Consider the following 22,593-nt stretch of genomic DNA (forward strand, 5'->3'; position numbering starts at 1 on the left):
CACCAGAGTCCGTGATTTTCGTTGGGATTCAATGGTGGCTCCAACTGACGCAGGGAAACCGGTCAGTCAATGGGATTCATGTGCGTCGACCGCATCGTTGCCATGGTCAGAAAGCTGGGCATCAAACCACTTGTGCAACGCACCTACCAGGGGCGCTTCTTTCGCTGTGTATGTCAGTTGCGCTCCACCTTTGAGGTCTTGGTAGGCAATGTCGAGTTGCCCAGGGCTGGCGGCCTTCAGTTCAGCCAATCCCGGCATGTTTTGACCATGGATGTGACTCGGACCCGAGAAGTCTCCCTTCAAGAACTGCGCTTGGATCTCCTGCAAATGCTGCCGAATCCGCGCCACTTGATCAGCGTCTGACGCATCCTTCGCCACCACTCGTTGAACGCCGCCGTCCGCATTCTTGATGAAAATATGGGTAGTGGCTGACAAGCTGAAAGGCATCACATCTTTGCCCCGCTCGGAAACCTCTGTCTGACGCTGCGCGTCAGCCTTCACTTTCATGTGAGCGGCATGGTCCATCGGGGAATGATCCATCGGCGACGAATCGGTGTTCTGCGCTTGAGCAAAACCAATCAAGGCAGAAAAAGCGAGTGCCACGGCAATTAGCTTTCGCATTCTTGATCTCCGGGTAGTTGTCGCAATGCTGAGCAAGCGGTATTACACGCACCAATGATCACACGCACCAATGATCACCCGCCTGCGTTGACGGTATTGCGCCGACAACAGTAGAGCAACGTACCCGGAATGCGCCAACAATGAGAAAGGGGGTTAGTGATTTTCATCACTAACCCCCTTAGGGTATTGCTGGTCGGGACGGCGGGATTCGAACTCGCGACCCCTTGCACCCCATGCAAGTGCGCTACCAGGCTGCGCTACGCCCCGAAAGAAAAAGAGTATAGCAGAACAAAAAATTGTTTGCACGGATTGGTGCAAAAAAAGTGCTGAATACTCAAAAAAATTTGCGCCTCATGTTCGTCGCTTGCATCAGCTACATACCAGACGGCGCATGACGCGCAAAGGCACTGCGATGTGCAACGCGCGCTGCTGGATCAGCGGCGCGCGTTGCGGATGTTGCGTACTGTCGGAAGATCTTTGACGACGATGACGCGGTAGATCAGCTCAGCGCTCAGACCGCGGTGCCAACGTTGCTGTTGCTTGCGGTGTTGGCGGAGCTGGTCGCGTTCGCAGGCAAGCCCAAAGCATCGGCCAACATCGTCGAGACGTTGGCGAGTTCGTTGCGCAAGCCTTGCATTTCGGCACCGGACAAGCGCACCGCTGCGTCTTGATCGTGCGGCATGTCGCGCGCGTCGCCCAAGCGATTGCGTGCGCCGCTGATGGTGAAGCCTTGTTCATACAGCAAGGAACGGATGCGGCGGATCAGCAGCACTTCGTGGTGCTGATAGTAGCGGCGGTTGCCGCGCCGCTTGACCGGCTTGAGCTGGGTGAATTCCTGCTCCCAGTACCGCAAGACATGAGGCTTGACGCCGCACAGCTCGCTGACTTCACCAATGGTGAAGTAACGCTTGGCGGGAATGGGCGGTAGCGTAACGGTGGATTCAGTACGTGTCATAAGCGAATTTTATGCCGCGAGTAAGCCGGGTGCCGATAACAATTACCGACAAAGCGTATCACTCCGCGGCGTCGGGTGCAGCAGGGGTGGCCTGCTCCACCACGCTCTTGAGTTTTTGACTCGCGTGGAACGTAACCACGCGGCGTGCGGCGATGGGAATGGTCTCGCCGGTCTTGGGGTTGCGGCCCGGGCGCGGCGGTTTGTCGCGCACCTGGAAATTGCCAAAACCCGAGAGCTTGACGGAATCTCCGCGCGCAAGAGCGTCGCGGATTTCCTCGAAGAAGGTATCGACAATGTCCTTGGCTTCGCGCTTGTTCAGGCCGACCCGCTCAAAGAGCAGTTCGGCAAGCTCAGCCTTGGTCAGGGTGCGTGGCTCGGCAGCAAGCATACTGTTCCCCATGGTTCATGTACGCTGGCGCGCGCCGTGGGCACTGACCAATGCATCCTTGATGCGGGACAGGCAATCCGCCACACGAGCTTCGTCCAGGGTGACTTCAGTGTCCTGTAGCCAGAAACGGAAAGCAAGGCTTTTCTCCGTGACGGGCTCGCCGGCATGGGCCTTCTCTCGCCACACATCGAACACGCGCGCGTCCTGCACAACGGCCAGTTGGGCATCGGCCTTAACGGCTGCGAACACGGTGTCCAGCATCGATTGCGTAGAGACGGATGCGTCGACCCACAGTGCCAGATCGCGCACCACCACCGGCTGACGCGAGAGCTCGCGCACTTGGGGCAGCTCACCTTCAGACAGCGCGTCCACGTCCAGCTCAAACACGACAGGTGCATGCGCCAAGTCGGCTTGTTGCGCCCAACGCGGATGCAGTTCGCCGATCCAGCCCACTTGCTTGCCGTCCAGTTCGATGCGGGCACTGCGGCCCGGATGCAGTGCCGGATGGGCGGCGGCTTCGAAACGCAAGCGGCGGCCGCGTGCGCCGAATAGCGCCTCGACATCCATCTTCACGTCAAAGAAATCGACTTGGCGCGTGGCAATGCCCCACTGCTCTTCAACGGCCGGGCCCCAGGCAGCGCCCGACAAACGCATCGGCTGGCGCACACCTGCAACTTCCAGGGGACCATCTTGCGCGTCGGCGTCGCGCATGAAGACGCGGCCCAGTTCGAACACACGAACGCGCGACTGCTTGCGGTTGGCGTTGTGGCGGATGTTGGCGACCAAACCGCCGATCAGGCTTGAACGCATGACCGACAAATGGCTGGCAATCGGGTTCACCAGGCGCACGGGCGTGTCGTTGCCGGCGTAGTCGCGTTCCCAGTCGGCTTCGACGAAGCTGTAGTTGACGACTTCCTGGTAATCCTGCGCGGCGGTCAGGCGGCGCAGCGCGTGCGCGCCGCGATGCACTTCGGGCTGCGAGAACATTTTGGCGCGGGCCATCGGCGGCACGTCGGGAATGCTTTCGAAACCGTAGATGCGAGCCACTTCCTCGATCAGGTCTTCCTCGATCTCAAGATCGAATCGGTACGACGGAGGATTGACGATGAAGTCATCGCCTTCGACGGTGAATTCCAGACCCAGGCTGGCGAAAATCTTCGCGACCTGCTCCTGCGTGACGGGCACGCCCAGCACGCGGTGGCAACGCGCCAGGCGCATGCGCACCGGCGGACGCGCGGGCAGGTTGACGATCTGATCGTCCAAGGGGCCGACTTGGCCACCGCAGATATCAACGATCAGGCGCGTGATGAATTCAATGTGTTCGGGGATGCTGGCGTAGTCCACGCCACGCTCGAAGCGATGGCTGGCTTCTGAGCTGAACTTGTAGCGGCGCGCGCGGCCGGCGATGGCTTGCGGCCACCAGAACGCGGCTTCCAGATAGATGTTCTGCGTGTCCAGCGTCACGGAGGTGGCTTCGCCGCCCATGATGCCGGCCAGGCTTTCCACCTGATCACCAGCGACGACGACGCCCACCTTCGGGTCCAGCGCGACGGTCTGGCCGTTCAACAGTTCCAGCGTTTCACCTTCGCGCGCCCAGCGCACGGAGATGTCGCCGCCGATCTTGTCCAGATCGAACACGTGCGACGGACGGCCCAGCTCAAGCATCACGTAGTTCGAGATGTCGACCAAGGCCGACAGCGAACGTTGGCCGGCACGCTCCAGGCGCGACTTCATCCAGTCGGGCGTTGCAGCGCGGGCGTTCACGCCGCGGATCACGCGACCGCCGAAACGGCCGCACAGATCAGGGGCTTCAATCTTGACGGGCAGGCGCTCATCAAGCTGCACGGGCACGGCAACGGCCGTGGGCACGGATAGCGGAGCCCCCGTCAGCGCGGCCACTTCACGCGCCACGCCAAGGATCGACAGACAGTCGGCGCGGTTGGGCGTGAGCTTGAGCGTGAAGAGCGTGTCGTCCAGATCGAGCGCTTCGCGGATGGACTGGCCGGGCACCATGTCAGCGGGCAGTTCCAACAGGCCGGCGTGGTCTTGCGACAAGCCCAGCTCGCGGGCCGAGCACAGCATGCCCGACGATTGCACGCCGCGCATTTTCGCGACGCCGATCTTCATGCCGCCGGGCAGTTCTGCGCCCACGCGGGCCAGCGGCACCTTCAGGCCGGCAGCCGCGTTCGGTGCACCGCACACGATTTGCAGGCGTTCGCCAGAGCCATCGTCCACTTGGCAGACGCGCAGCTTGTCGGCGTCGGGATGCGGAGCGATCTCAACGATGTGGCCCACGACCACGCCGGTAAAGGGCGGTGCGGCAGGCGCGGTGTCTTCGACTTCCAGGCCGGCCATGGTAAGCCGGTGCGCGAGTTCGTCGGTTGCGATCGGAGGGTTGACCAGCGTACGCAGCCAGGATTCGGGAAATTGCATGATCAGCCGTCTGTTATTCGTTGAACTGGCGCAGGAAGCGCAAATCGCCTTCGTAGAACTGGCGCAGGTCGTTGACGCCGTAGCGCAACATCGTCAGGCGCTCAAGTCCGGAGCCGAAGGCAAAGCCGATGTAACGCTCGGGATCCAGGCCGAAGTTGCGCACCACTTCGGGGTGTACCTGGCCCGAGCCGGAAATTTCCAGCCAGCGGCCACGGTTGGGACCCGAGGTGAACATCATGTCGATTTCGGCGGACGGTTCCGTGAACGGGAAGAACGACGGACGGAAACGCACGACGAGATCATCGCTTTCAAAGAAGCAACGCAGGAAATCGGTGTACACGCCTTTCAGATCGGCAAACGAGATGTCCTCGGCGATCCAGAGCCCTTCCACCTGGTGGAACATGGGCGAGTGCGTGGCGTCGCTGTCGACGCGATAGGTGCGCCCAGGTGCGATCACCTTGATGGGCGGCTTGTGCATGCGGGCGTAGCGCACCTGCATGGGGCTGGTGTGCGTGCGCAGCAGCAGCGGCAGGCCGTCGGCGTCGTTCATGTCGACGTAGAACGTGTCCTGCATGGAACGCGCCGGATGGTCCAGCGGGTTGTTCAATGCGGTGAAATTGGTCCAGTCGTTTTCCACTTCGGGGCCGTCGGCCACGTCGAAGCCAATGGAACGGAAGATGGCTTCCACACGTTCCCAGGTCCGGATCACCGGATGGATGCCTCCAGGCGCGCGACCACGGCCCGGCAGGGTGACGTCAATGGTTTCTGAGGCCAGTCGGGCATCCAGTTCCGCCTGCGCCAATGCGGCGCGGCGCGAATTCAAGAGCTCTTCGACTTGTTGCTTGGCCTGATTGATCCGGGCGCCCATCTCGCGCTTCTGCTCGGGATCGAGCTTGCCCAGGCCTTTCAGCAGCACCGTCAGTGCGCCTTCCTTACCCAGGAATCGAGCCTTTGCGTTCTCAAGCGCGGCGGCATCCGTAGCCGCGGCGAACCGTTCTTGCGCCTGGGAGACCAGGTCGTCAACCAATAGAGTCATGAAATCCAGCCTTCAAAACGCAAACGGGGCTATTACAGCCCCGTTTGCAGCGATGCGCGATGAGTTAAAGCGCGCGATCAGGCAGCCAAGGCAGCCTTGGCTTGTTGCACGATGGCGGCAAAGCCGGCCTTGTCGCGCACGGCCAGGTCGGACAGAACCTTACGGTCCAGTTCGATCGAAGCCTTCTTCAGACCAGCGATGAACACGCTGTAGCTGACGCCATGTTCGCGGACAGCAGCGTTGATACGCGTGATCCACAGAGCACGGAACGTGCGCTTCTTGTTACGGCGGTCGCGGTAGGCGTATTGGCCAGCGCGCATGACTGCTTGCTTGGCAATACGGAACACATTACCGCGGCGGCCACGGTAACCCTTGGCGGCGGCAATGACTTTTTTGTGACGTGCGCGGGCAGTTACGCCGCGTTTGACGCGAGGCATATTAGATCTCCCTTATCAAGCGAAAGGCATCATGGCCTTGACGGAGGCCACGTTGGATTCATGAACGGCCGTCGAGCCGCGCAATTGACGCTTGGCCTTCGTGGTCTTCTTGGTCAGAATGTGGCGCTTGAACGCCTGACCGCGCTTGATGGAGCCGCTGCCGCGAACCTTAAAGCGCTTGGAAGCGCTTTTCTTGGTTTTCATCTTGGGCATGATGATTCCCTAAACTTAAACTCGTAGTTGATTTGACATGACGCGAGGTGCTTGACGCAGGTGGCTGACAGCCCAAAGGCTGGTACCGACACAACGGCAAAACTTGTAGACCTGTTGCCACTTCTTGGGGGTACTGCTGGGGTACTGCTGGGGTTCTACTGATGCACTGCTACCGGCAACGCCTGACCTACAGCGCTGCCGCTTGCCCGGAATTTCTCCCAGGGCTTCCTTCCTGGAACTTGGCAAACAAGCAGCCCAGATCCGGGAAAGCCTTTGATTATATGGTGATTTCCGGGCGGTTGTCGAGCCGAAATACGGAATAACCCGAGGCGGGTGCTCAGCCCGGCTTCCAAGCAACCTTACAAACCCGGCCGGCGGTACTGAACCGCCTGCGCGACATGGCTGGCACCCAGCACGTCCGCCCCCTCCAGATCGGCGACCGTACGGGCAACCCGCAATGCGCGGTGCAAGGCTCGGCCGGACCCGGACAGACGACGCATGGCCTGGAACAGCAGCGCCTGGGCGTCTGCCTGCATCACGCAGTACTGATCAAGCTCCGCGCCGCTCAACGCGGCGTTCAGCTTGCCCTGGCGGTCTTGCTGGCGCTGACGACATCGCCGCACGCGCTCGGAGACATGGCTCGAGGCCTCTCCCGCCGGCCCCGCCATCGACTCGGGATCCGACGGCGGCAGCGCGACATGCAAGTCGATACGGTCCAGTAGTGGCCCCGATATCTTGCCTACATAACGAGCGACCTGGTCCGGCCGGCATACGCAGGCCCGCACGGGATGTCCGCGCCAACCGCAGGGGCAGGGATTCATCGCGGCGATCAGTTGAAAACGCGCCGGAAACTGCGCGGCGTGCAACGCCCGGGCGATAACCACCCTGCCCGCCTCCAGCGGCTCACGCAGCGCCTCCAGGGTACGGCGGCTGTACTCGGGCAATTCGTCCAGGAACAGCACGCCATTGTGCGCCAGGCTGATCTCGCCGGGGCGCGGCCGGCTTCCCCCTCCCACCAGGGCGGCAACGGATGCGGAATGGTGCGGCGCGCGAAACGGCGGCTCGCCCATCAGGGTCTGCGGCAAGCCCGCCAAGGCGGCGACGGCCGCCGCCTCAAGCGCCTGTGACCGGCTCAATGGCGGCAGCAGCCCCGGCAAACGCGCCGCCAGCATGCTTTTACCGGCCCCCGGCGGGCCTACCATCAGCAAACTGTGCCCGCCTGCGGCGGCCACTTCCAACGCCCGCCTGGCGACAGCCTGCCCTCGCACATCCGACAGGCATGGCCCGGGTGGCGCTTGTGGCCATGCCTTCGGGATGGCGTCGGGCAGCAATTGCGCGCCCGAGGCATGCGCGGCGACATCGGCCAAACTGCGCGCTGACAAGACACGCAAGTCTGGCACCCAGGCGGCCTGTTCGGCGCTGCCCGCCGGCAAAATCAGCGTAGCGCCGGGAGCATCGCGAGCCACGCTCAACGCAATGACCAATGGCGCGGCAACCGGCACCAACGCGCCCGTCAGCGATAGCTCGCCCGCGAACACCAGATCCGCCAGCGATTGATCAGCCGCAGGCGGCTTGCCCGCCACGTCGCCACCGGCGGGCGCGGCCAGTTGGCCAGACGCCAGCAACAAGCCCAATGCGATGGGCAGATCAAAGCGCCCCGATTCCTTCGGAATGTCAGCCGGCGACAAATTGACCGTGATTCGTCCCGAAGGAAAATCGAATCCGCTGTTCAGAATCGCGGCACGCACGCGCTCGCGGCTTTCGCGCACTTCCGTGTCCGCAAGCCCCACGACGTTGAAGCTGGGCAGCCCAGGGCCCAAATGGGTTTCGACCCGGACGGCGTGAGCATGCATGCCGCTAAGCGCGCGGCTGGCAAGTACGGCAAGCGTCAAGACAGTCTCCGTGTATGCAAGACCGTCAGTATCGGCAATTCCGCCCGCGGGCCGCAGGCCCAGCGGGACAATGATGTCCCTTATCAAGACTGCATTGCCGCCAAAGCAAAACGACCGCACAGGGCGGTCGTTTTACTGCAAGCCGGCGAACCGGCTGGCGATGAATCACTTGTCCAATGCGGACAAACGCGATTCCATCTGCTGCACCTGAGCCGAAAGTTGATCAACGCGAGCGCGCGTACGGGCCAACAAATCAGCTTGCACGTCGAACTCTTCGCGGGTGACCAGATCCAGCTTCGAAAACGCCTGCGTCATCATCGCGCGCACGTTGCGCTCTACATCCGCGGCCGGGCTGCGGGCGATCAGGTCGGAAATATTCTTCTGGATGTCTTCCATCCACTGGGTGCGATTGTTCATGGCGGCCTCTCGTGTTCTTGATGGCTCAAGTGTAGTGCTTTGGCAGCCCGTCGCAGGCAGGCAGCGAAACGCCAGGCAAAAAAAAGGGCGGGCCGCATGCGGTGACCGCCCATCAAAGCACAGGAGAAAACCGGGCTGCCATGGCGGCAACCCCCTACCAACATCGTTACGGGCAACCCGCCTGGCTTATCGACTACGCGAATAAGTCAGACGACTGCTTGCACTGCACCAACAATTGCGACTTATTCTTCAAAGCGTTCCACCGACCACAACGCGCCTGGCGCCGGGCTTGCTCACCAATTTAGGTGAGCTTTTGTTGATTCTTCGTCAGGTGATGCTTCGCAACAAGCTGATGCGTGTAAACCCTGGTATCACGCATGACCGTAATTTTGGGCGCTTGAGAGCACGCATCGGCCCCCGTTTTTCGCACCGTCGCACCCCCTGCGGCCCCGGCCCGCATAGCTGCGCGCCACATCGCCGCTTGTCGCACAGCCAGCCCAATGAATGCAAATCGCCATACAAACGGCTACGGGCGCAGCATTAACTGGCTACAAATACCGAGTCTGAAACATATTTGGTTGCACACCCTGGGATCCCCACGTTACGCACCAAATTGAGGCCGCCTCATGGTGCACGACGCCCCATATTGGTGCAGTCAGGCACAACTCGAGCGCCTGCACCCCGTATTCCGCGCACCAGGAAACATGGCATGGATATTGCTTGATAGTCGTAGCCAACGTGCAACCAAGAGAGGAAATGCCATGAAACTCATCATCGCCATCATCAAGCCCTTCAAGCTCGACGAAGTGCGGGTGGCTCTATCCGGGATCGGCGTCCAGGGCCTGACTGTTACCGAAGTAAAGGGTTTTGGCCGTCAAAAGGGCCATACCGAGCTGTATCGCGGCGCGGAATACGCCGTCGACTTCCTGCCAAAGCTGCGCGTCGAAGCGGCCGTGCCTGACCACCTTGTCGATCAAGTCATCGAAGCGATCGAGCAAGCTGCTCGTACCGGCAAGATCGGCGACGGCAAGATCTTTGCCGCGCCCCTGGAACAAGTTATCCGTATCCGCACGGGTGAAGCTGGCGAAGCTGCGCTGTAAATAAATAAATAAAGACTCATTGGAGCCTGAAAATGGATAAAGCAGATATCTCCTGGTTGCTCGTCTCTACCCTACTCGTATTGATGATGGCCGTACCCGGTCTGGCGATGTTCTATGGCGGCCTGGTACGCAGCAAGAACGTGTTGTCTGTGTTGCTGCAAGTGCTGTGCACGTTCGTGCTGGGCCTGGTTCTCTGGTTCATCTACGGTTATTCGCTTGCCTTCACCGAGGGCAACGCCTTCTTCGGCGGCCTGTCGCGCGCCTTCTTCTCTGGCATGTTCAACCCGGCAGATGGCTCCTACGCCATGTCGAACAGCCTGACCGAGCTGCTGTTCGCCTCGTTCCAGGCTACGTTCGCCGGCATCACCTGCGCACTGATCGTGGGCAGCTTCGCCGAACGCGCCCGCTTCTCGGCGGTGCTGGTATTCACGGTGATCTGGTTCACGTTCGCCTACGTGCCGATCGCCCACATGGTGTGGTTCGCTTCCGAAACGGCGCCTGGCCTGCTGAACGCCAAGGGCGCGCTGGACTTCGCCGGCGGCACCGTGGTGCACATCAACGCCGGTGTGGCTGGCCTGGTGGGCGCCTATGTAGTGGGCAAGCGCGTGGGCTACGGCCGCGAAGCGATGCAGCCGCACAACCTGCCGATGACCTTCGTGGGCGCCGCCCTGCTGTGGGTGGGCTGGTTCGGCTTCAACGCGGGTTCGGCCTTGGCCGCCAATGAGAACGCCACCCTGGCCTTCTTCAACACCATGATCGCCACCGCGGGCGCCGTCCTGGCCTGGCTGTTCACGGAATGGGCCGTCAAGGGCAAGCCCTCGATGCTGGGCGCCGCCTCTGGCGCTATCGCCGGCCTGGTGGGCATCACCCCCGCAGCCGGCCTGGTTGGCCCGGTGGGCGCACTGATCATCGGTGTTGTCGCCGGCGTGGTCTGCGTCTGGGGTGTGAATGGCCTGAAGCGCCTGCTGCGTGCCGATGACGCGCTGGATGTGTTCGGCGTGCACGGCGTGGGCGGTATCGTCGGCGCCCTGCTGACCGGCGTGTTCAACGCGCAAGTCCTCGGTGGCCCCGGCCTGGCCGAACCCGGCATGATCGCCCACCAATTGTGGGTCCAGCTGGAAGGCGTGCTGCTGACCATCGTCTGGTCCGGCGTGGTGGCGTGGATTGCCTACAAGATCGCCAACGCCCTGTGCGGCCTGCGTGTGCCGGAAGATCAGGAACGCGAAGGCCTGGACGTGACGAGCCACGGCGAATCGGCTTATCACAGCTAAATCGGTATGGCGGGCCCGCGGCACTTGTTGCAGCGGGCCTTGCAGGAAAGCGGCGCCGGGGTTTAAACCCGGCGCCGTTTTTCATTGCGGATATCGACGGGCCTGCAAAACGCCTCGCAAGAAAAACGCCCCATCACGGGGCGTTCGGCGTAAGGCGATTCAGGCAGGGATCAGACCGGATCCAGTGCATCCAGGTCGACAGGCAAGGCGCGGTTCAGCGCCGTGGCCACCTTGATCCGCAGGGCATTCGAGTGCGCGCGGCGCACCTCGCGCTTCACGTCCAGCAATTGCTGCGGATGCATGGAAAATTCGGTCAGGCCCAGACCCAAGAGCAGCCGGGTCATGCGCGAATCGCCCGCCATTTCGCCGCACACGGCCACCGGTTTGCCGGCGCGCTCGCCCGCATTGATGGTGTTGGCCACCAGCCGCAAGACGGCGGGGTGCAGCGGGTCGTACAGCGACGCCACATCGTGGTCGCCGCGGTCAATGGCCAGCGTGTACTGGATCAGGTCGTTGGTGCCGATGGACAGGAAATCCAGCGCCTGTGCGAAAGGCTCGATTGCAATCGCGATGGCGGGCACTTCCACCATGGCGCCCACTTCCATGTGCGGCGCATAGGCCTGGCCGCGCGCATCAAGCTCGCGGCGGGCGGACTCAATGGCCGCCTTGGTCGCCACCACTTCATGCATGTGCGCAATCATGGGGATCAGCAGACGGACCGGGCCGTGCGCCGATGCGCGCAAGATGGCGCGCAACTGCGTGGCGAACATTTCGGGACGCGCCAGGCAGTAGCGGATTGCGCGCTGCCCCAAGGCAGGATTGGTGGCGACTGTTGCTTCGCCATCCAGCGTCTTGTCAGACCCGATATCCAAGGTGCGGATCGTGACGGGCCTACCCGCCATGACCTTGACTACCGAGGAATAGGCTTCGTACTGCTCTTCCTCGCCGGGCAGATCCGGGCGCCCCATGAACAGGAATTCACTGCGGAACAAGCCGATGCCATGCGCGCCCGAGGCCAGCGCCAGGGCGGCCTCTTCGGGCAGCTCGATATTGGCGTGCAGCACGATATCGATGCCATCCAGCGTCACGGATGGCTCGTCGCGCAGCAGGCCGAGCTCGGCGCGCTCGTCGGCGTACACCGCCTGACGGCGGCGATATTCCTGAAGAATGCGATCCGACGGGTTGACCACCACCGCGCCCGCCGCGCCGTCGATGATGAGCATGTCACCATCACGCACCAGCTCGCGCACGTTGCCCATGGCCACCACGGCGGGTACACCCATGCTGCGCGCCACGATGGCGGTGTGGGACGTGGGGCCACCCAGGTCGGTGACGAAGGCGGCGAAGCGGCCGCCACGCAGGCGCAGCATGTCCGCGGGAGAAATGTCGTGCGCCACAACCACCAGCGCGTCGTCGCCACCCATATGCGACATATCGGGCAGGATGGCCGACGTACCCGCCAGCACATGCAGCACCCGTTCAATTACCTGGCGGACGTCGGCCCCGCGCTCGCGCAGGTATTCGTCTTCCATGGCATCGAACTGTTGGCCCAGCATCTGCCCTTGCGTCGTCAGCGCCCATTCGGCGTTGTAGTGGCGTTCAGCAATAAGGCCTAGCGTTTGCTCGGCCAGCAAGGGATCGCCCAGCAGCAGGCTGTGCACGTTCAGCATGGCGCCCAGCTCACGCGGCGCGTCGGCAGGCAGCGTGTCGGCCAGTTGCCGAAGTTCATGCTGCGCCGACGCAAGCGCCTCGGTCAGGCGGCTGCTTTCGGCAGCCACGTCCTCGGGGGCAATCCGGTAGTGCGCCACTTCCAGCGCCGCGGCGCCCATGACGACCGCGCGTCCGATCGCATATCCCTTCGCAACGCCTTTGCCATAAAGACAAACGACGGGACTGGCACCGCCAGCCCCGTCGTGGGCATTGTTCAGGGTCGTAGACCGGCCAGCCTGGGCTATGCCCAGGCTGGCGGATTCAGGGGTTGTTCTATTCCTGCTCACCGAATTTGCTGTCGAACAGAGTTTCGATTTCGGAAAGCGCTTGCTCGGCATCGCTGCCGGAAGCGTCCAGTTTGACCGTCACACCCAAGCCGGCCGCCAACATCATGACGCCCATGATGCTCTTGGCGTTCACACGCTGCGCGCCACGAGAGATAAAGACCTCGCTTGAAAATTTGCTGGCCAGCTGTGTCAGCTTGGCTGCGGCACGCGCATGCAAACCCAATTTATTGCTGATGACGATGTCTTTAGTAGGCATAGGAAATATTATGACCGCGGATTAACGCCGCAGTGTTGATCGCAGCAAAGCGCCGAACACCAACCGCATTTTTTTGACTTGAATTGCCAGCCGACATATTAGGGCAAATTCCAGCGCAAATTCTGCCCGTCAGTCTACACGCAAGACGCCCTGCACTCCGCCCGCCAGGGCCTTCTCGCGCGTTTCGGCCAACGGAAGATTGCGGTAGGTCAATGCGCGCAGCAGCATCGGGGTGTTCAACCCCGCCAGAACGCAGCATTGGATGCCCTGCGCCTGGGCATCGGCCACGGCGCGCTTCGAGATGTTGGCGGGCGTGGCGCCGATCAAGTCCGTCAGCACAAGCACGCCTGCCCCGTGATCCTGGCCCAGGATGTCCTTCAGAACGGCGGGCGCCTGTTCATCGGGCCGGTCTTCGGGCTGGATATCGTGAATGGCCAGCATGCCGTCAAGGTCGCCCATGACGTGACTGGCGCATTCCCGCATCGCCGCGCCCAAAGGCGCGTGCACGACGATAACAATACCCGTGGTCATGACGGTTTCCAGAGAGATCAGGCCGCGAGAGCAGTCGTCGCCACGGCCTTTTCAAGCGCCTGGACGAACATGCCCGCGACATCGAAACCGGTCTGTTCGGCAATCTCTACGAAACAGGTGGGGCTAGTGACGTTGACTTCGGTGACGTAATCGCCAATGACGTCCAGGCCGACCAACAGCAGGCCGCGAGCGGCAAGCTTGGGGGCCACGGCTTCAGCGATTTCGCGATCGCGCGCGGACAATTCTTGCGCGACGCCACGGCCGCCGGCCGCCAGGTTGCCGCGCGTTTCGCCGGCCAAGGGAATGCGCGCCAGCGAATACGGCACCGGCTCGCCGCCGATCAGCAGGATGCGCTTGTCACCGTTGACGATCTCAGGGATATACCGTTGGGCCATGATGGTGCGCGCGCCGTTGTCGGTCAGCGTTTCCAGGATGGCGTTCAGGTTGGGATCTTTGGGCTGCAAGCGGAACACGCCGGTGCCACCCATGCCATCCAGCGGCTTCACGATCACGTCGTGATGCGTGTCGTGAAAGGCTTTCAGACGAGCCATGTTGCGCGTCACCAGCGTCGGGGCGGTGAACTCGCTGATCTCGGTGATGGCCAGCTTTTCGGGATGGTTGCGAATGGCGGCGCCGGTATTGAACACGCGCGCGCCTTGCGCCTCTGCATATTCCAGCAGGTGCGTGGAATACACGTATTCCATGTCAAAGGGAGGGTCTTTGCGCATGACCACGGCGCCAAAATCCGCCAACGGCAGATCTTGCGCGGCGGACTCCGTCCACCAGTCGTGGCCGTGCAGATCGGCGTCCGCCACCAGCGCGATGGGCGTGGTGACAGCCTTGACCGTGCCGGCCTCAATGTAGAGGTCGCCCTGCATGGCCACGCTAAGCGTGTGACCGCGCGCCACGAGGGCACCCATCATGGCAACCGAACTGTCCTTGTACGCCTTGAGAAGCGGCAAGGGATCAATAACGAACAATACATGCATCGCGACACCCTGAACGTACGCCGCCTTCCCTAGTGGGAAGGCGGCTTTTTTACATCGTAGCGCAGAGCCGCCCAATAAGCGAACCCGCCGGTCACACAATGGACGGCGGGTCGGATGGGAAGCGGCCTAGCCCTCTAAGGAAGGCCAAGGCTGGAACTTACGCCGCCGTCTCGGGCTTGCCCGCGGCGGGCACGGCCTTCTTCTTGGGCGCCAGCACCATGACCATCTGACGGCCTTCGAGCTTCGGCATGGCTTCGACCTGGGCAAGTTCCAGCAGATCGTCACGCACACGTTCAAGCACGCGCATACCAAGTTCCTGGTGGGCCATTTCGCGGCCACGGAAGCGCAGCGTCACCTTGGCCTTGTCGCCTTCTTCGAGGAAGCGGCGCAGGTTGCGCAGCTTGACTTGGTAGTCGCCCTCGTCGGTGGCCGGACGGAATTTGACTTCCTTGACCTGGATGACCTTCTGCTTGGAACGAGCTTCGGCTTGGCGCTTCTGCTCTTGGTACTTGAACTTACCGTAGTCCATCAAACGGCAGACCGGCGGCTCGGCGTTCGGCGCGATTTCCACCAGATCCACGTCGCTTTGCTCGGAAAGACGGAACGCGTCGGCAATCTTGACGATGCCCAGCTGTTCTCCTTCCAGACCTATCAGGCGCACCTCGGGGACGCGGATTTCACCGTTGATGCGATTGGCTTTTTCAGTGGCGATGTTGAAAGCTCCTAGAAATGTTAAGCAGCACTGCTATCAGGTTGATTGACGTCGCGACGGGCGGAGACATCCTCGGACAATCGCGCGACGAATTCGTCGTATGCGATGGCGCCAAGGTCCAATCCACCCAGACCGCGAACGGCTACGGTGCCATTTTGTTTTTCCTTGTCGCCGACGACAAGAATGTACGGCACCTTTTGCAGGCTGTGCTCCCGGATTTTACGAGTGATTTTTTCACCACGCAAATCGGACTCTACTCTAAAGCCTTGTTTTTTCAGGCTTTGTGTTATTTCAGCCGCATAATCGGCCGAAGGTTCGGAAATGCAGCATACAACGGCTTGCACCGGAGCCAACCAGGGCGGCATCGCGCCGGCATGGTTTTCGATCAACATGCCGATGAATCGCTCAAGCGAACCCAGGATGGCACGGTGCAGCATGACCGGCGGACGGCGCTGGTCGTTCTGGTCGACATACTCGGCGCCCAGACGTACCGGCATCGAGAAGTCGACCTGAATGGTACCGCATTGCCAGTGGCGGCCGATGGCGTCTTTCAGGGTGTATTCCACCTTGGGACCGTAAAACGCGCCTTCCCCCGGGGAAATCTCGAATTCGCAGCCCGTGCGGCGCAGGCTTTCCATCAGCGCCTGCTCGGCCGTATCCCAGACTTCGTCCGACCCGATGCGCTTTTCAGGGCGCGTGGCAACCTTGTACAGCACTTCGGTGAAACCGAAGTCGCGGTAGACCTTTTGCAGCAATGCCGTGAAGTCGGCGCATTCGTCCTGCAACTGTTCTTCGGTACAGAAAATGTGGCCGTCGTCTTGCGTGAAACCGCGCACGCGCATCATGCCGTGCAGCGAACCCGAGGGCTCGTTGCGATGGCACTGGCCGAATTCGCCGTAACGCAGCGGCAGTTCGCGATAGGAATGCAGGCCGGCGTTGAAAATCTGCACGTGGCCCGGGCAGTTCATGGGCTTCAGGCCGTAGACGCGGTTCTCGGACTCGGTCGTGAACATGTTTTCACGATAGTTGTCCCAGTGACCGGTCTTTTTCCACAGCGAGATGTCCAGGATTTGCGGCGCCTTGACTTCCTGGTAGCCGTTGTTGTTGTAGACGGAGCGCATGTACTGCTCCACCTGCTGCCACAACGCCCAGCCCTTGGGATGCCAGAAGATCAAGCCCGGCGCTTCATCCTGGAAGTGGAACAGGTCAAGTTCGCGGCCGATCTTGCGGTGGTCGCGGCGCTCGGCCTCTTCCAGCATGTGCAGATAAGCTTCCTGTTCTTCCTTGGTGGCCCAGGCCGTGCCGTAGATGCGCTGAAGCATCTCGTTCTTGCTGTCGCCGCGCCAATAGGCCCCAGCCACTTTCATCAGCTTGAAGACTTTCAGCTTGCCCGTGGACGGCACGTGGGGGCCGCGGCACAGGTCGATGAAGTTGCCTTCGCGATACAGGCTGAGCGGCTCGTTCGACGGAATCGACGCGATGATCTCGGCTTTGTACTTTTCGCCAATGCCCTTGAAGAACTCGACGGCGTCGTCGCGCGACCATTCTTCGCGCGTCACGATTTCGTCTTTCTTGGCCAGCTCGGACATCTTCTTTTCGATGGCCGTCAGGTCTTCGGGCGTGAACGGACGCTTGTACGAGAAATCGTAGTAGAAGCCGTTGTCGATCACGGGGCCGATGGTGACCTGGGCATCCGGGAACAACTCCTTCACGGCATATGCCAGCAGGTGGGCCGTGGAGTGGCGGATCAGGTCCAGGCCGTCGGCGTCCTTGGCGGTGACGATTGCCAGGCGCGCATCGCCTTCGATGCTGAAGCTGGTGTCGACCAGCTTGGAGTCGGCGCCTTCAAACGTCACGCGGCCGCCCAAGGCGGCCTTGGCCAGGCCCGTACCGATCGACTGCGCCACTTCGGCGACCGTGACCGGCCCCGGATATTGGCGTTGCGAACCATCGGGCAATGTGATCTGTACCATCGGGAGTGCTTCCTGGGGTTCTTGGGAACGAGAAAATCAATAAACGAAACGGAAACGAAAAACGCGGCCTGAGAGCCGCGTTTTTTGGTTGTCTTGCTGAGTCCTGCCGCTGACCTGACACGGTGGAACCCGACGCACGAAAAACTAACGCGACATAGGGCGAAAGTTCCGGGTCGTAGTTCGTGCCAGCGGGAAAAACATGATTCTAAGCCTGTTGAAACGCGCCCAAGGCGGCGCGATACATATTGAACAATCAAGTTTGAGCCATCGATTCACGCTGGAACCACGCGGGGAAAACCCCGGACACCAACGGAACGAGTGCAATTAACGTTGCCGATTGTAGCACCCTTTGCGCCCCTCCCGAATACCAGCAATTGCCACCCCTTGCCGGGTAGAAGGCCGAATGCGCGTCCGGAGGTGCAACGGTCTGATTTTCGCGTGATTCCTATCCGGACAGCCGCCCGAAAACGTAACCTTCCATCGCAAATTTACGACTGACCGCGGAGCGTGCTCCGGACTTCAACTCTAGCCGGCTGAACCCGCCACCAACGTCCTTTTTCCCGGCTTGTGGAGCATCGATGAAAGCTGTCCCAAAACTTGTGACCAAAGCGGCAACGCTTTCAAACCCGTCTCGCTGCGGCGACGGCGGCAGCCGCTCAGGCGGGCGTCGGCACCTGCTGCTGTCGCGCCTGCCCTCGGTCATCAAGGTTGCAATACTTGACGACCATCCGGTCGTGGCGCTGGGCGTCGGCGCGTACCTGGAAAGCCGGCCGGGCTTTCGGGTGCTGCATCGCGAAACGTCCGCCCGCGCCTTGCTGGAAAAACTGAGCAAATCGCCCTGTGACGTCGCCCTGGTCGACTTCTATCTGCCCCAGGAACCCTGGGACGGCGTCAATTTCCTGCGCCGCTTGCGGCGCTACCACCCTACCCTGTCGATCATCACGTTTTCGGCCGGCAACCGGCAGGAAACGCAATACGCCGCCTACCGCGCGGGGGCCAACGGCTACCTTGCCAAGCAATGGGGCATGATGCTGCTGCCCGAGATCATTCGAGGCGTGCTCAGCGGCAAGGATGATTTTCTTTCAGTGCAAGACGGCAAGATCCGCCCGCTTCTGCCGACCAACCCGCACGCGATGCTGACCACGTCGGAAGTCGAAATTCTGCGTCACATCAGCCAGGGGCTGTCGGTCACGCAGATTGCGGCGCGGCTCATGCGTAGCAAGAAGACCATCAGCACCCACAAGCGCCGCGCCATGCGCAAGCTGCAGTTGGCCGACGACCTGTCGCTTGCGCTCTACCTGCGCGAAAAGTTCGCCGAATGAAGCCGCCGCACGGCGACAATCCCGGGCCTCGATCTCAAATAATGCGGGAATAGCTGGCGGTGCTGCTGACGCTGCCCAGATAGCCGTCAAACACCATCGCGACGGCCCGCACAAAATACCAACCCAACCCGGTCACCTGCACATCCCCCGCCCGCAGGTTGACCAGCCCCAACTCGGCCAGATTGGCCATCTGCAGCAGTTCGCGGCTGAAATAGTCACCGAAGCGCAACCCGTGACGCGCTTCGACCGTGGCGAAGTCCACGCGCCCCTGGCACATGATGTCCATGATGACGTCGCGCCGCACCAAGTCGTCGGGCGACAGTGCCAGGCCCCGTTCGACCGCGAAATGCCCGGATTCGATCGCGCCGTAGTAGGCATCCAGCACTTTTGCGTTCTGGCTGTATGTGGTGCCGATGCGACCGATGGCGGACACGCCCAGCGCGATCAGGTCACGGTCGGGCTGCGTGCTGTACCCCTGAAAATTGCGATGCAGTTCACCGCGCTGCCTGGCGATCGCCAGCGCGTCGGTGTTCAGCGCGAAATGGTCCATGCCGATGTAGGTATAGCCCTGTTGCAAGAAGCCATCGATGGCAGACCCCAGCAGGCCGACCCGCGTTGCGCGCTCGGGCAAGTCTGCTTCATTGATGCGGCGCTGGGGCTTGAAGCGCTCAGGCAAGTGCGCGTAGGCGTAGAGCGCGATGCGGTCGGGGCGCAGCGCCACCACCTGCTTGATCGTGCGCGCGAAAGATTCTGTGGTCTGCAAAGGCAGGCCGTAGATCAAATCCATGTTGACCGAGTCATAGCCCAGCGCGCGGGCGCTTTGCATCAGCGTCCGGACATCTTCGAAGGACTGCACGCGATGCACTGCCTTTTGCACGCGCGCATCGAAATCCTGCACGCCGAAGCTCAGCCGGTTGAATCCCAATTCGCGCAAATGCGCCACGCGTTGCGGCGTGGCCGTGCGGGGATCGACCTCGATAGAGATCTCGGCATCCGGCGCAAACTGGAAAGCCGCCCGCAAGTCCTGCATCAGACGGGTCAGTTCGTTGTCGGACAGAAAGGTTGGCGTGCCCCCGCCAAAATGCAGTTGCGACACGGGAACGCCCGCGCCAAGCTCGTTGACGTGCAGCGCAATTTCGCTTGCCAGCGCATCCAGGTATCGGGCGGCGCGGTCGTGATGCCGGGTCACCACCTTGTTGCACGCGCAGTAATAGCAAACCGAATCACAAAACGGAATGTGCACGTACAGCGACAGGGGCTCGGTCGGACAGGTGGCGCGCCGCTGTCGCAGCGCCAGCCGATAGTCTTGTTCGCCAAAGTTGCCGTGATAGCGGTCGGCCGTGGGATACGACGTGTAGCGCGGCCCGTTCTTGTCCAGCCTGGCCAGCAACTGAGGGGGAAAAAAGGGCGCGGCGGCGACAGGCGCGGGCGGCGATTCGGATGGGCGTAGGGCGGCTTGCATACCCAGGATTATTCGCCCATGGCTGCCGCCGCATCTTGATCTGGCGCAAACGCTGTCCGCACCCGCGCGCGGGACTCGCCCGGACCTTAAAATGCCCCCTTTTCACGTTGCATAACAAGGACGCCTCATGGGCACTGAACTGGACGGCCGCCTGCTGGCCATGCGCCAGGCGCTGGCAATTGCCATCGCCCTTTCCACCCGCAGCAGCCCCCAAGCCACCGACATGGCACTGGAACTGCTGAACGATCTGAAGGCAAGCATGGACAACGCGCCTTCCGACAGCCCCTTCGAAAAGCCCGAATGGGTCGTCGGCGCGCACGACGAACTGGACGGCATTGCCCGCCTGGTTCGCGCTTTCACGCAGACGCCGGAGCCCGACGGCGACAACGAACCGCGATAGCCCGCCGCACGCTTCCTAACTGGCCTGACCACCAGATAGGAAGACGTGGAATCCCTCTGATCGTTTTCCCTGAAAACGCGATATTTCCCTTCTATTTCAATGGCGACGTGCCTATATTGGTGGCCTGACCACCAGGCCATATCAACGTCCCATTGATGAGCACCTTCCAGGCTGTAGCCGCCACCCGCCTTTACCGCATGATCGCCGACCAGATCGCTGGCCGCATCCGGGCGGGCGACTTTGCTCGGGGCGGACGCTTGCCGTCTGAACGCGAGCTGGCGGAACAACTGCAAGTCAGCCGGGCGTCCATCCGCGAAGCGTTGATTGCCCTGGAAATCGAAGGCTATGTGGAAGTGCGGGTGGGCACGGGCGTGTTCGTCACCACCGCGCCCGACGGCGCCGCGTTTCCCGTCCTGCCCGCCGGCGGCGTGGCCGTACCAGCCGGGCAGGACGACATCGGCCCCTTCGACCTGCTGGAGGCGCGCATGCTGATCGAACCGGAATGCGCCGCGCTGGCCGCGCACCAAGCCACCCCCGCGCAGATTGCCGTCATCCGCGACGCCCACGCCGCCATGTCATTGACCGAGTCGCCCGGCGACCACGACCGCGCGTTTCACAGCGCCATTGGCGCGGCCTGCGGCAACGCCGCGCTGGCCTCGGCCGTGGCGCACTTGTGGAACCTTAGCCAATCCAGCTCGGTGTACAGCCGCATGCAGGACTACTTTGTTACCACCCGAGCCTGGGCCGCCGCCCACGCCGAACATCAGCGCATCCTGACCGCCATCACGGCGCGCGATCCCATCCGCGCGCGCCACGCCATGCACACGCACCTGTTGGGCATCCTGGCCAGGCTGCGCGAAGACTTCGACTCACTTTCCGACCATCGAGGCGCCCCATGACATCGTTTTCCCTGTCCATCAATGGCCAACGGCTGTGGCAGTCCTTGATGGATCTGGCGCAAATTGGCGCTACCCCCAAAGGCGGCAACTGCCGCCTGGCGCTCACCGCGCTGGACGGCCAGGGCCGCGACCTGGTCACCGCCTGGATGCGCGAAGCAGGCCTGACCGTCAGGGTGGACCAGGTCGGCAATATTTTTGCGCGCCGCGCGGGCCGCAACAACGACCTGCCGCCCGTCATGACCGGCAGCCACATCGATACGCAGCCCACCGGCGGCAAGTTCGACGGCTGTTATGGCGTGCTGGCCGGGCTTGAAGTGATGCGCACCTTGAACGATGCCGGCGCGCAGACCGAAGCGCCGCTGGAACTGGCCATCTGGACCAACGAGGAAGGATCCCGCTTTGTGCCCGTGATGATGGGGTCAGGCGTGTTCGCCGGGAAATTCCCCTTGGAGACGGCGCTGTCGGCGCAAGACGCCCAGGGCATCGCCGTGCGCGACGAGCTTGCGGCCATTGGCTATGCGGGCACGGACCCGGTGGGCGGGCGCCCGGTGGACGCCTACTTCGAAGCCCATATCGAACAAGGCCCGATCCTTGAGCACGAGGAAAAGACCATCGGCGTGGTGACCGGGTCACTTGGCCTGCGCTGGTACGACATCACCGTAACGGGCATGGAAATGCATGCCGGCCCCACGCCGATGGCGATCCGCCGCGACGCGCTGTTTGCCGCCAGCTTTCTGGTGCAGGCGGTGATCAACATTGCCAACGCGCATCAGCCGCACGGACGCGGCACCGTGGGAGAAATCCACGCGCACCCCGGATCGCGCAACGTCATCCCGGGCCAGGTCCGCTTTACCGCCGACCTGCGCCACGAAGACGAAGCCACCTTGACGCGCATGGACCAGCAATGGCGGCGCGCCTGCGATGACATCGCGGTGGCCCATGGCGTGCAAGTCGATTTGAAAGACGTGCAGTATTTCCGCCCGACACCGTTCGACACCGACCTGGTGGACAAGGTGCGTCAGGGCGCGGCGCAGCGCCACCTGCCCGCCATGAACATCGTGACGGGCGCCGGACACGATGCGGTCTACATGGCCGCGGTGGCGCCGACCGCCATGATCTTCGTGCCGTGCAAGGACGGCATCAGCCACAACGAAATTGAAGACGCGCAGCCCGAGCATCTGGAAGCCGGCTGCAACGTCCTGCTTGACGCCATGGTGGCGCGCGCCAACGCCGCGCGCTAGCGGCCACGTTTCAAGCCGATCAATGCACCGCCCTTGCCGACGTCCTCA

At 62.2% G+C, this 22,593-nt stretch carries 22 protein-coding genes and 1 tRNA gene; 6 read left to right on the top strand and 17 right to left on the bottom strand.

Translation table 11 applies throughout. The features are described from left to right. Nucleotides 1–66 precede the first annotated feature (66 nt). The 10 genes from M2361_RS11605 to M2361_RS11650 form a co-directional block, all read right to left on the bottom strand. Nucleotides 67–621, bottom strand: coding sequence for an aspartate carbamoyltransferase (locus M2361_RS11605; RefSeq protein WP_259249163.1), 555 nt, complete (start codon nucleotides 619–621; stop codon nucleotides 67–69). A 190-nt stretch (nucleotides 622–811) separates the two neighbouring features. Next, nucleotides 812–888, bottom strand: a tRNA-Pro gene (locus M2361_RS11610). A gap of 244 nt (nucleotides 889–1,132) precedes the next feature. Then, nucleotides 1,133–1,576, bottom strand: coding sequence for a MerR family transcriptional regulator (locus M2361_RS11615; RefSeq protein ID WP_100855160.1), 444 nt, complete (start codon nucleotides 1,574–1,576; stop codon nucleotides 1,133–1,135). Between the two features lie 58 nt (nucleotides 1,577–1,634). Beyond that, nucleotides 1,635–1,976: an integration host factor subunit alpha gene (locus M2361_RS11620; RefSeq protein WP_006218744.1), complete on the bottom strand. Its 342-nt coding sequence runs from the start codon at nucleotides 1,974–1,976 to the stop codon at nucleotides 1,635–1,637. Nucleotides 1,977–1,979: 3 nt separating this feature from the next. Next, nucleotides 1,980–4,397 carry a phenylalanine--tRNA ligase subunit beta gene (gene pheT, locus M2361_RS11625; protein WP_259249164.1) on the bottom strand — a complete coding sequence of 806 codons (2,418 nt, stop codon included), beginning with the start codon at nucleotides 4,395–4,397 and terminating at the stop codon, nucleotides 1,980–1,982. A 13-nt stretch (nucleotides 4,398–4,410) separates the two neighbouring features. After that, nucleotides 4,411–5,433, bottom strand: coding sequence for a phenylalanine--tRNA ligase subunit alpha (gene pheS, locus M2361_RS11630; RefSeq protein WP_006218742.1), 1,023 nt, complete (start codon nucleotides 5,431–5,433; stop codon nucleotides 4,411–4,413). Between the two features lie 77 nt (nucleotides 5,434–5,510). Then, nucleotides 5,511–5,870 carry a 50S ribosomal protein L20 gene (rplT, locus tag M2361_RS11635; RefSeq protein WP_100855158.1) on the bottom strand — a complete coding sequence of 120 codons (360 nt, stop codon included), beginning with the start codon at nucleotides 5,868–5,870 and terminating at the stop codon, nucleotides 5,511–5,513. Nucleotides 5,871–5,885: 15 nt separating this feature from the next. Beyond that, on the bottom strand, nucleotides 5,886–6,083 hold the full coding sequence (gene rpmI / locus M2361_RS11640) for a 50S ribosomal protein L35 (RefSeq protein WP_006218740.1): 198 nt from the start codon (nucleotides 6,081–6,083) through the stop codon (nucleotides 5,886–5,888). Between the two features lie 359 nt (nucleotides 6,084–6,442). Continuing rightward, nucleotides 6,443–7,975, bottom strand: a complete 1,533-nt coding sequence (locus tag M2361_RS11645) for a YifB family Mg chelatase-like AAA ATPase (protein WP_259249165.1) — start codon at nucleotides 7,973–7,975, stop codon at nucleotides 6,443–6,445. A gap of 165 nt (nucleotides 7,976–8,140) precedes the next feature. Then, on the bottom strand, nucleotides 8,141–8,392 hold the full coding sequence (locus M2361_RS11650) for an accessory factor UbiK family protein (protein ID WP_100855156.1): 252 nt from the start codon (nucleotides 8,390–8,392) through the stop codon (nucleotides 8,141–8,143). A 761-nt stretch (nucleotides 8,393–9,153) separates the two neighbouring features. Between M2361_RS11650 and M2361_RS11655 the strand changes: the two genes are divergently transcribed. Further along, nucleotides 9,154–9,492 (top strand): P-II family nitrogen regulator, encoded by a 339-nt coding sequence (locus tag M2361_RS11655; RefSeq protein ID WP_006218735.1) that lies wholly within the window; start codon nucleotides 9,154–9,156, stop codon nucleotides 9,490–9,492. 32 nt (nucleotides 9,493–9,524) lie between these two features. Then, nucleotides 9,525–10,763, top strand: coding sequence for an ammonium transporter (gene amt, locus M2361_RS11660; RefSeq protein ID WP_259249166.1), 1,239 nt, complete (start codon nucleotides 9,525–9,527; stop codon nucleotides 10,761–10,763). Nucleotides 10,764–10,933: 170 nt separating this feature from the next. Here the strand turns inward: amt and ptsP are convergent, their stop codons facing one another. The 6 genes from ptsP to thrS form a co-directional block, all read right to left on the bottom strand. Beyond that, nucleotides 10,934–12,811 carry a phosphoenolpyruvate--protein phosphotransferase gene (gene ptsP, locus M2361_RS11665; protein ID WP_259249167.1) on the bottom strand — a complete coding sequence of 626 codons (1,878 nt, stop codon included), beginning with the start codon at nucleotides 12,809–12,811 and terminating at the stop codon, nucleotides 10,934–10,936. After that, nucleotides 12,747–13,016 (bottom strand): HPr family phosphocarrier protein, encoded by a 270-nt coding sequence (locus tag M2361_RS11670; RefSeq protein ID WP_100855154.1) that lies wholly within the window; start codon nucleotides 13,014–13,016, stop codon nucleotides 12,747–12,749. The genes ptsP and M2361_RS11670 overlap by 65 nt, the downstream gene beginning before the upstream one ends. 129 nt (nucleotides 13,017–13,145) lie before the next feature. Further along, complete coding sequence (locus tag M2361_RS11675) at nucleotides 13,146–13,547, bottom strand: PTS sugar transporter subunit IIA (RefSeq protein ID WP_050448596.1); 402 nt, start codon at nucleotides 13,545–13,547, stop codon at nucleotides 13,146–13,148. Nucleotides 13,548–13,564: 17 nt separating this feature from the next. Beyond that, a complete protein-coding gene (gshB, locus tag M2361_RS11680; protein ID WP_259249168.1) occupies nucleotides 13,565–14,536 on the bottom strand; it encodes a glutathione synthase in 972 nt (323 codons plus the stop codon). 157 nt (nucleotides 14,537–14,693) lie between these two features. Further along, nucleotides 14,694–15,248, bottom strand: a complete 555-nt coding sequence (infC, locus tag M2361_RS11685; RefSeq protein WP_259249286.1) for a translation initiation factor IF-3 — start codon at nucleotides 15,246–15,248, stop codon at nucleotides 14,694–14,696. A gap of 20 nt (nucleotides 15,249–15,268) precedes the next feature. Next, complete coding sequence (thrS, locus tag M2361_RS11690) at nucleotides 15,269–17,221, bottom strand: threonine--tRNA ligase (protein ID WP_259249169.1); 1,953 nt, start codon at nucleotides 17,219–17,221, stop codon at nucleotides 15,269–15,271. 578 nt (nucleotides 17,222–17,799) lie between these two features. On the opposite strand from thrS, the gene M2361_RS11695 reads away from it, so the two are divergent. After that, nucleotides 17,800–18,543 carry a response regulator transcription factor gene (locus tag M2361_RS11695; protein WP_259249170.1) on the top strand — a complete coding sequence of 248 codons (744 nt, stop codon included), beginning with the start codon at nucleotides 17,800–17,802 and terminating at the stop codon, nucleotides 18,541–18,543. A gap of 34 nt (nucleotides 18,544–18,577) precedes the next feature. Here M2361_RS11695 and hemN read toward each other — a convergent pair whose 3' ends face one another. Further along, nucleotides 18,578–20,005 (bottom strand): oxygen-independent coproporphyrinogen III oxidase, encoded by a 1,428-nt coding sequence (gene hemN / locus M2361_RS11700; protein ID WP_259249171.1) that lies wholly within the window; start codon nucleotides 20,003–20,005, stop codon nucleotides 18,578–18,580. Nucleotides 20,006–20,132: 127 nt separating this feature from the next. Here hemN and M2361_RS11705 point away from each other — a divergent pair, with 127 nt between their 5' ends. The 3 genes from M2361_RS11705 (at nucleotide 20,133) to M2361_RS11715 (ending at nucleotide 22,545) form a co-directional block, all read left to right on the top strand. Beyond that, nucleotides 20,133–20,405, top strand: coding sequence for a hypothetical protein (locus M2361_RS11705; RefSeq protein WP_259249172.1), 273 nt, complete (start codon nucleotides 20,133–20,135; stop codon nucleotides 20,403–20,405). Between the two features lie 155 nt (nucleotides 20,406–20,560). Continuing rightward, entirely contained in the window at nucleotides 20,561–21,304 is a 744-nt protein-coding gene (locus M2361_RS11710) for a FadR/GntR family transcriptional regulator (protein WP_259249173.1), read from the top strand. Further along, entirely contained in the window at nucleotides 21,301–22,545 is a 1,245-nt protein-coding gene (locus M2361_RS11715; RefSeq protein WP_259249174.1) for a Zn-dependent hydrolase, read from the top strand. Before M2361_RS11710 ends, M2361_RS11715 begins: the two co-directional genes overlap by 4 nt. The last annotated feature ends 48 nt before the right edge of the window (nucleotides 22,546–22,593 follow it).

The sequence above is a fragment of the Achromobacter sp. JUb104 genome (assembly GCF_024806975.1).
Lineage (GTDB): Bacteria > Pseudomonadota > Gammaproteobacteria > Burkholderiales > Burkholderiaceae_B > Achromobacter > Achromobacter spanius.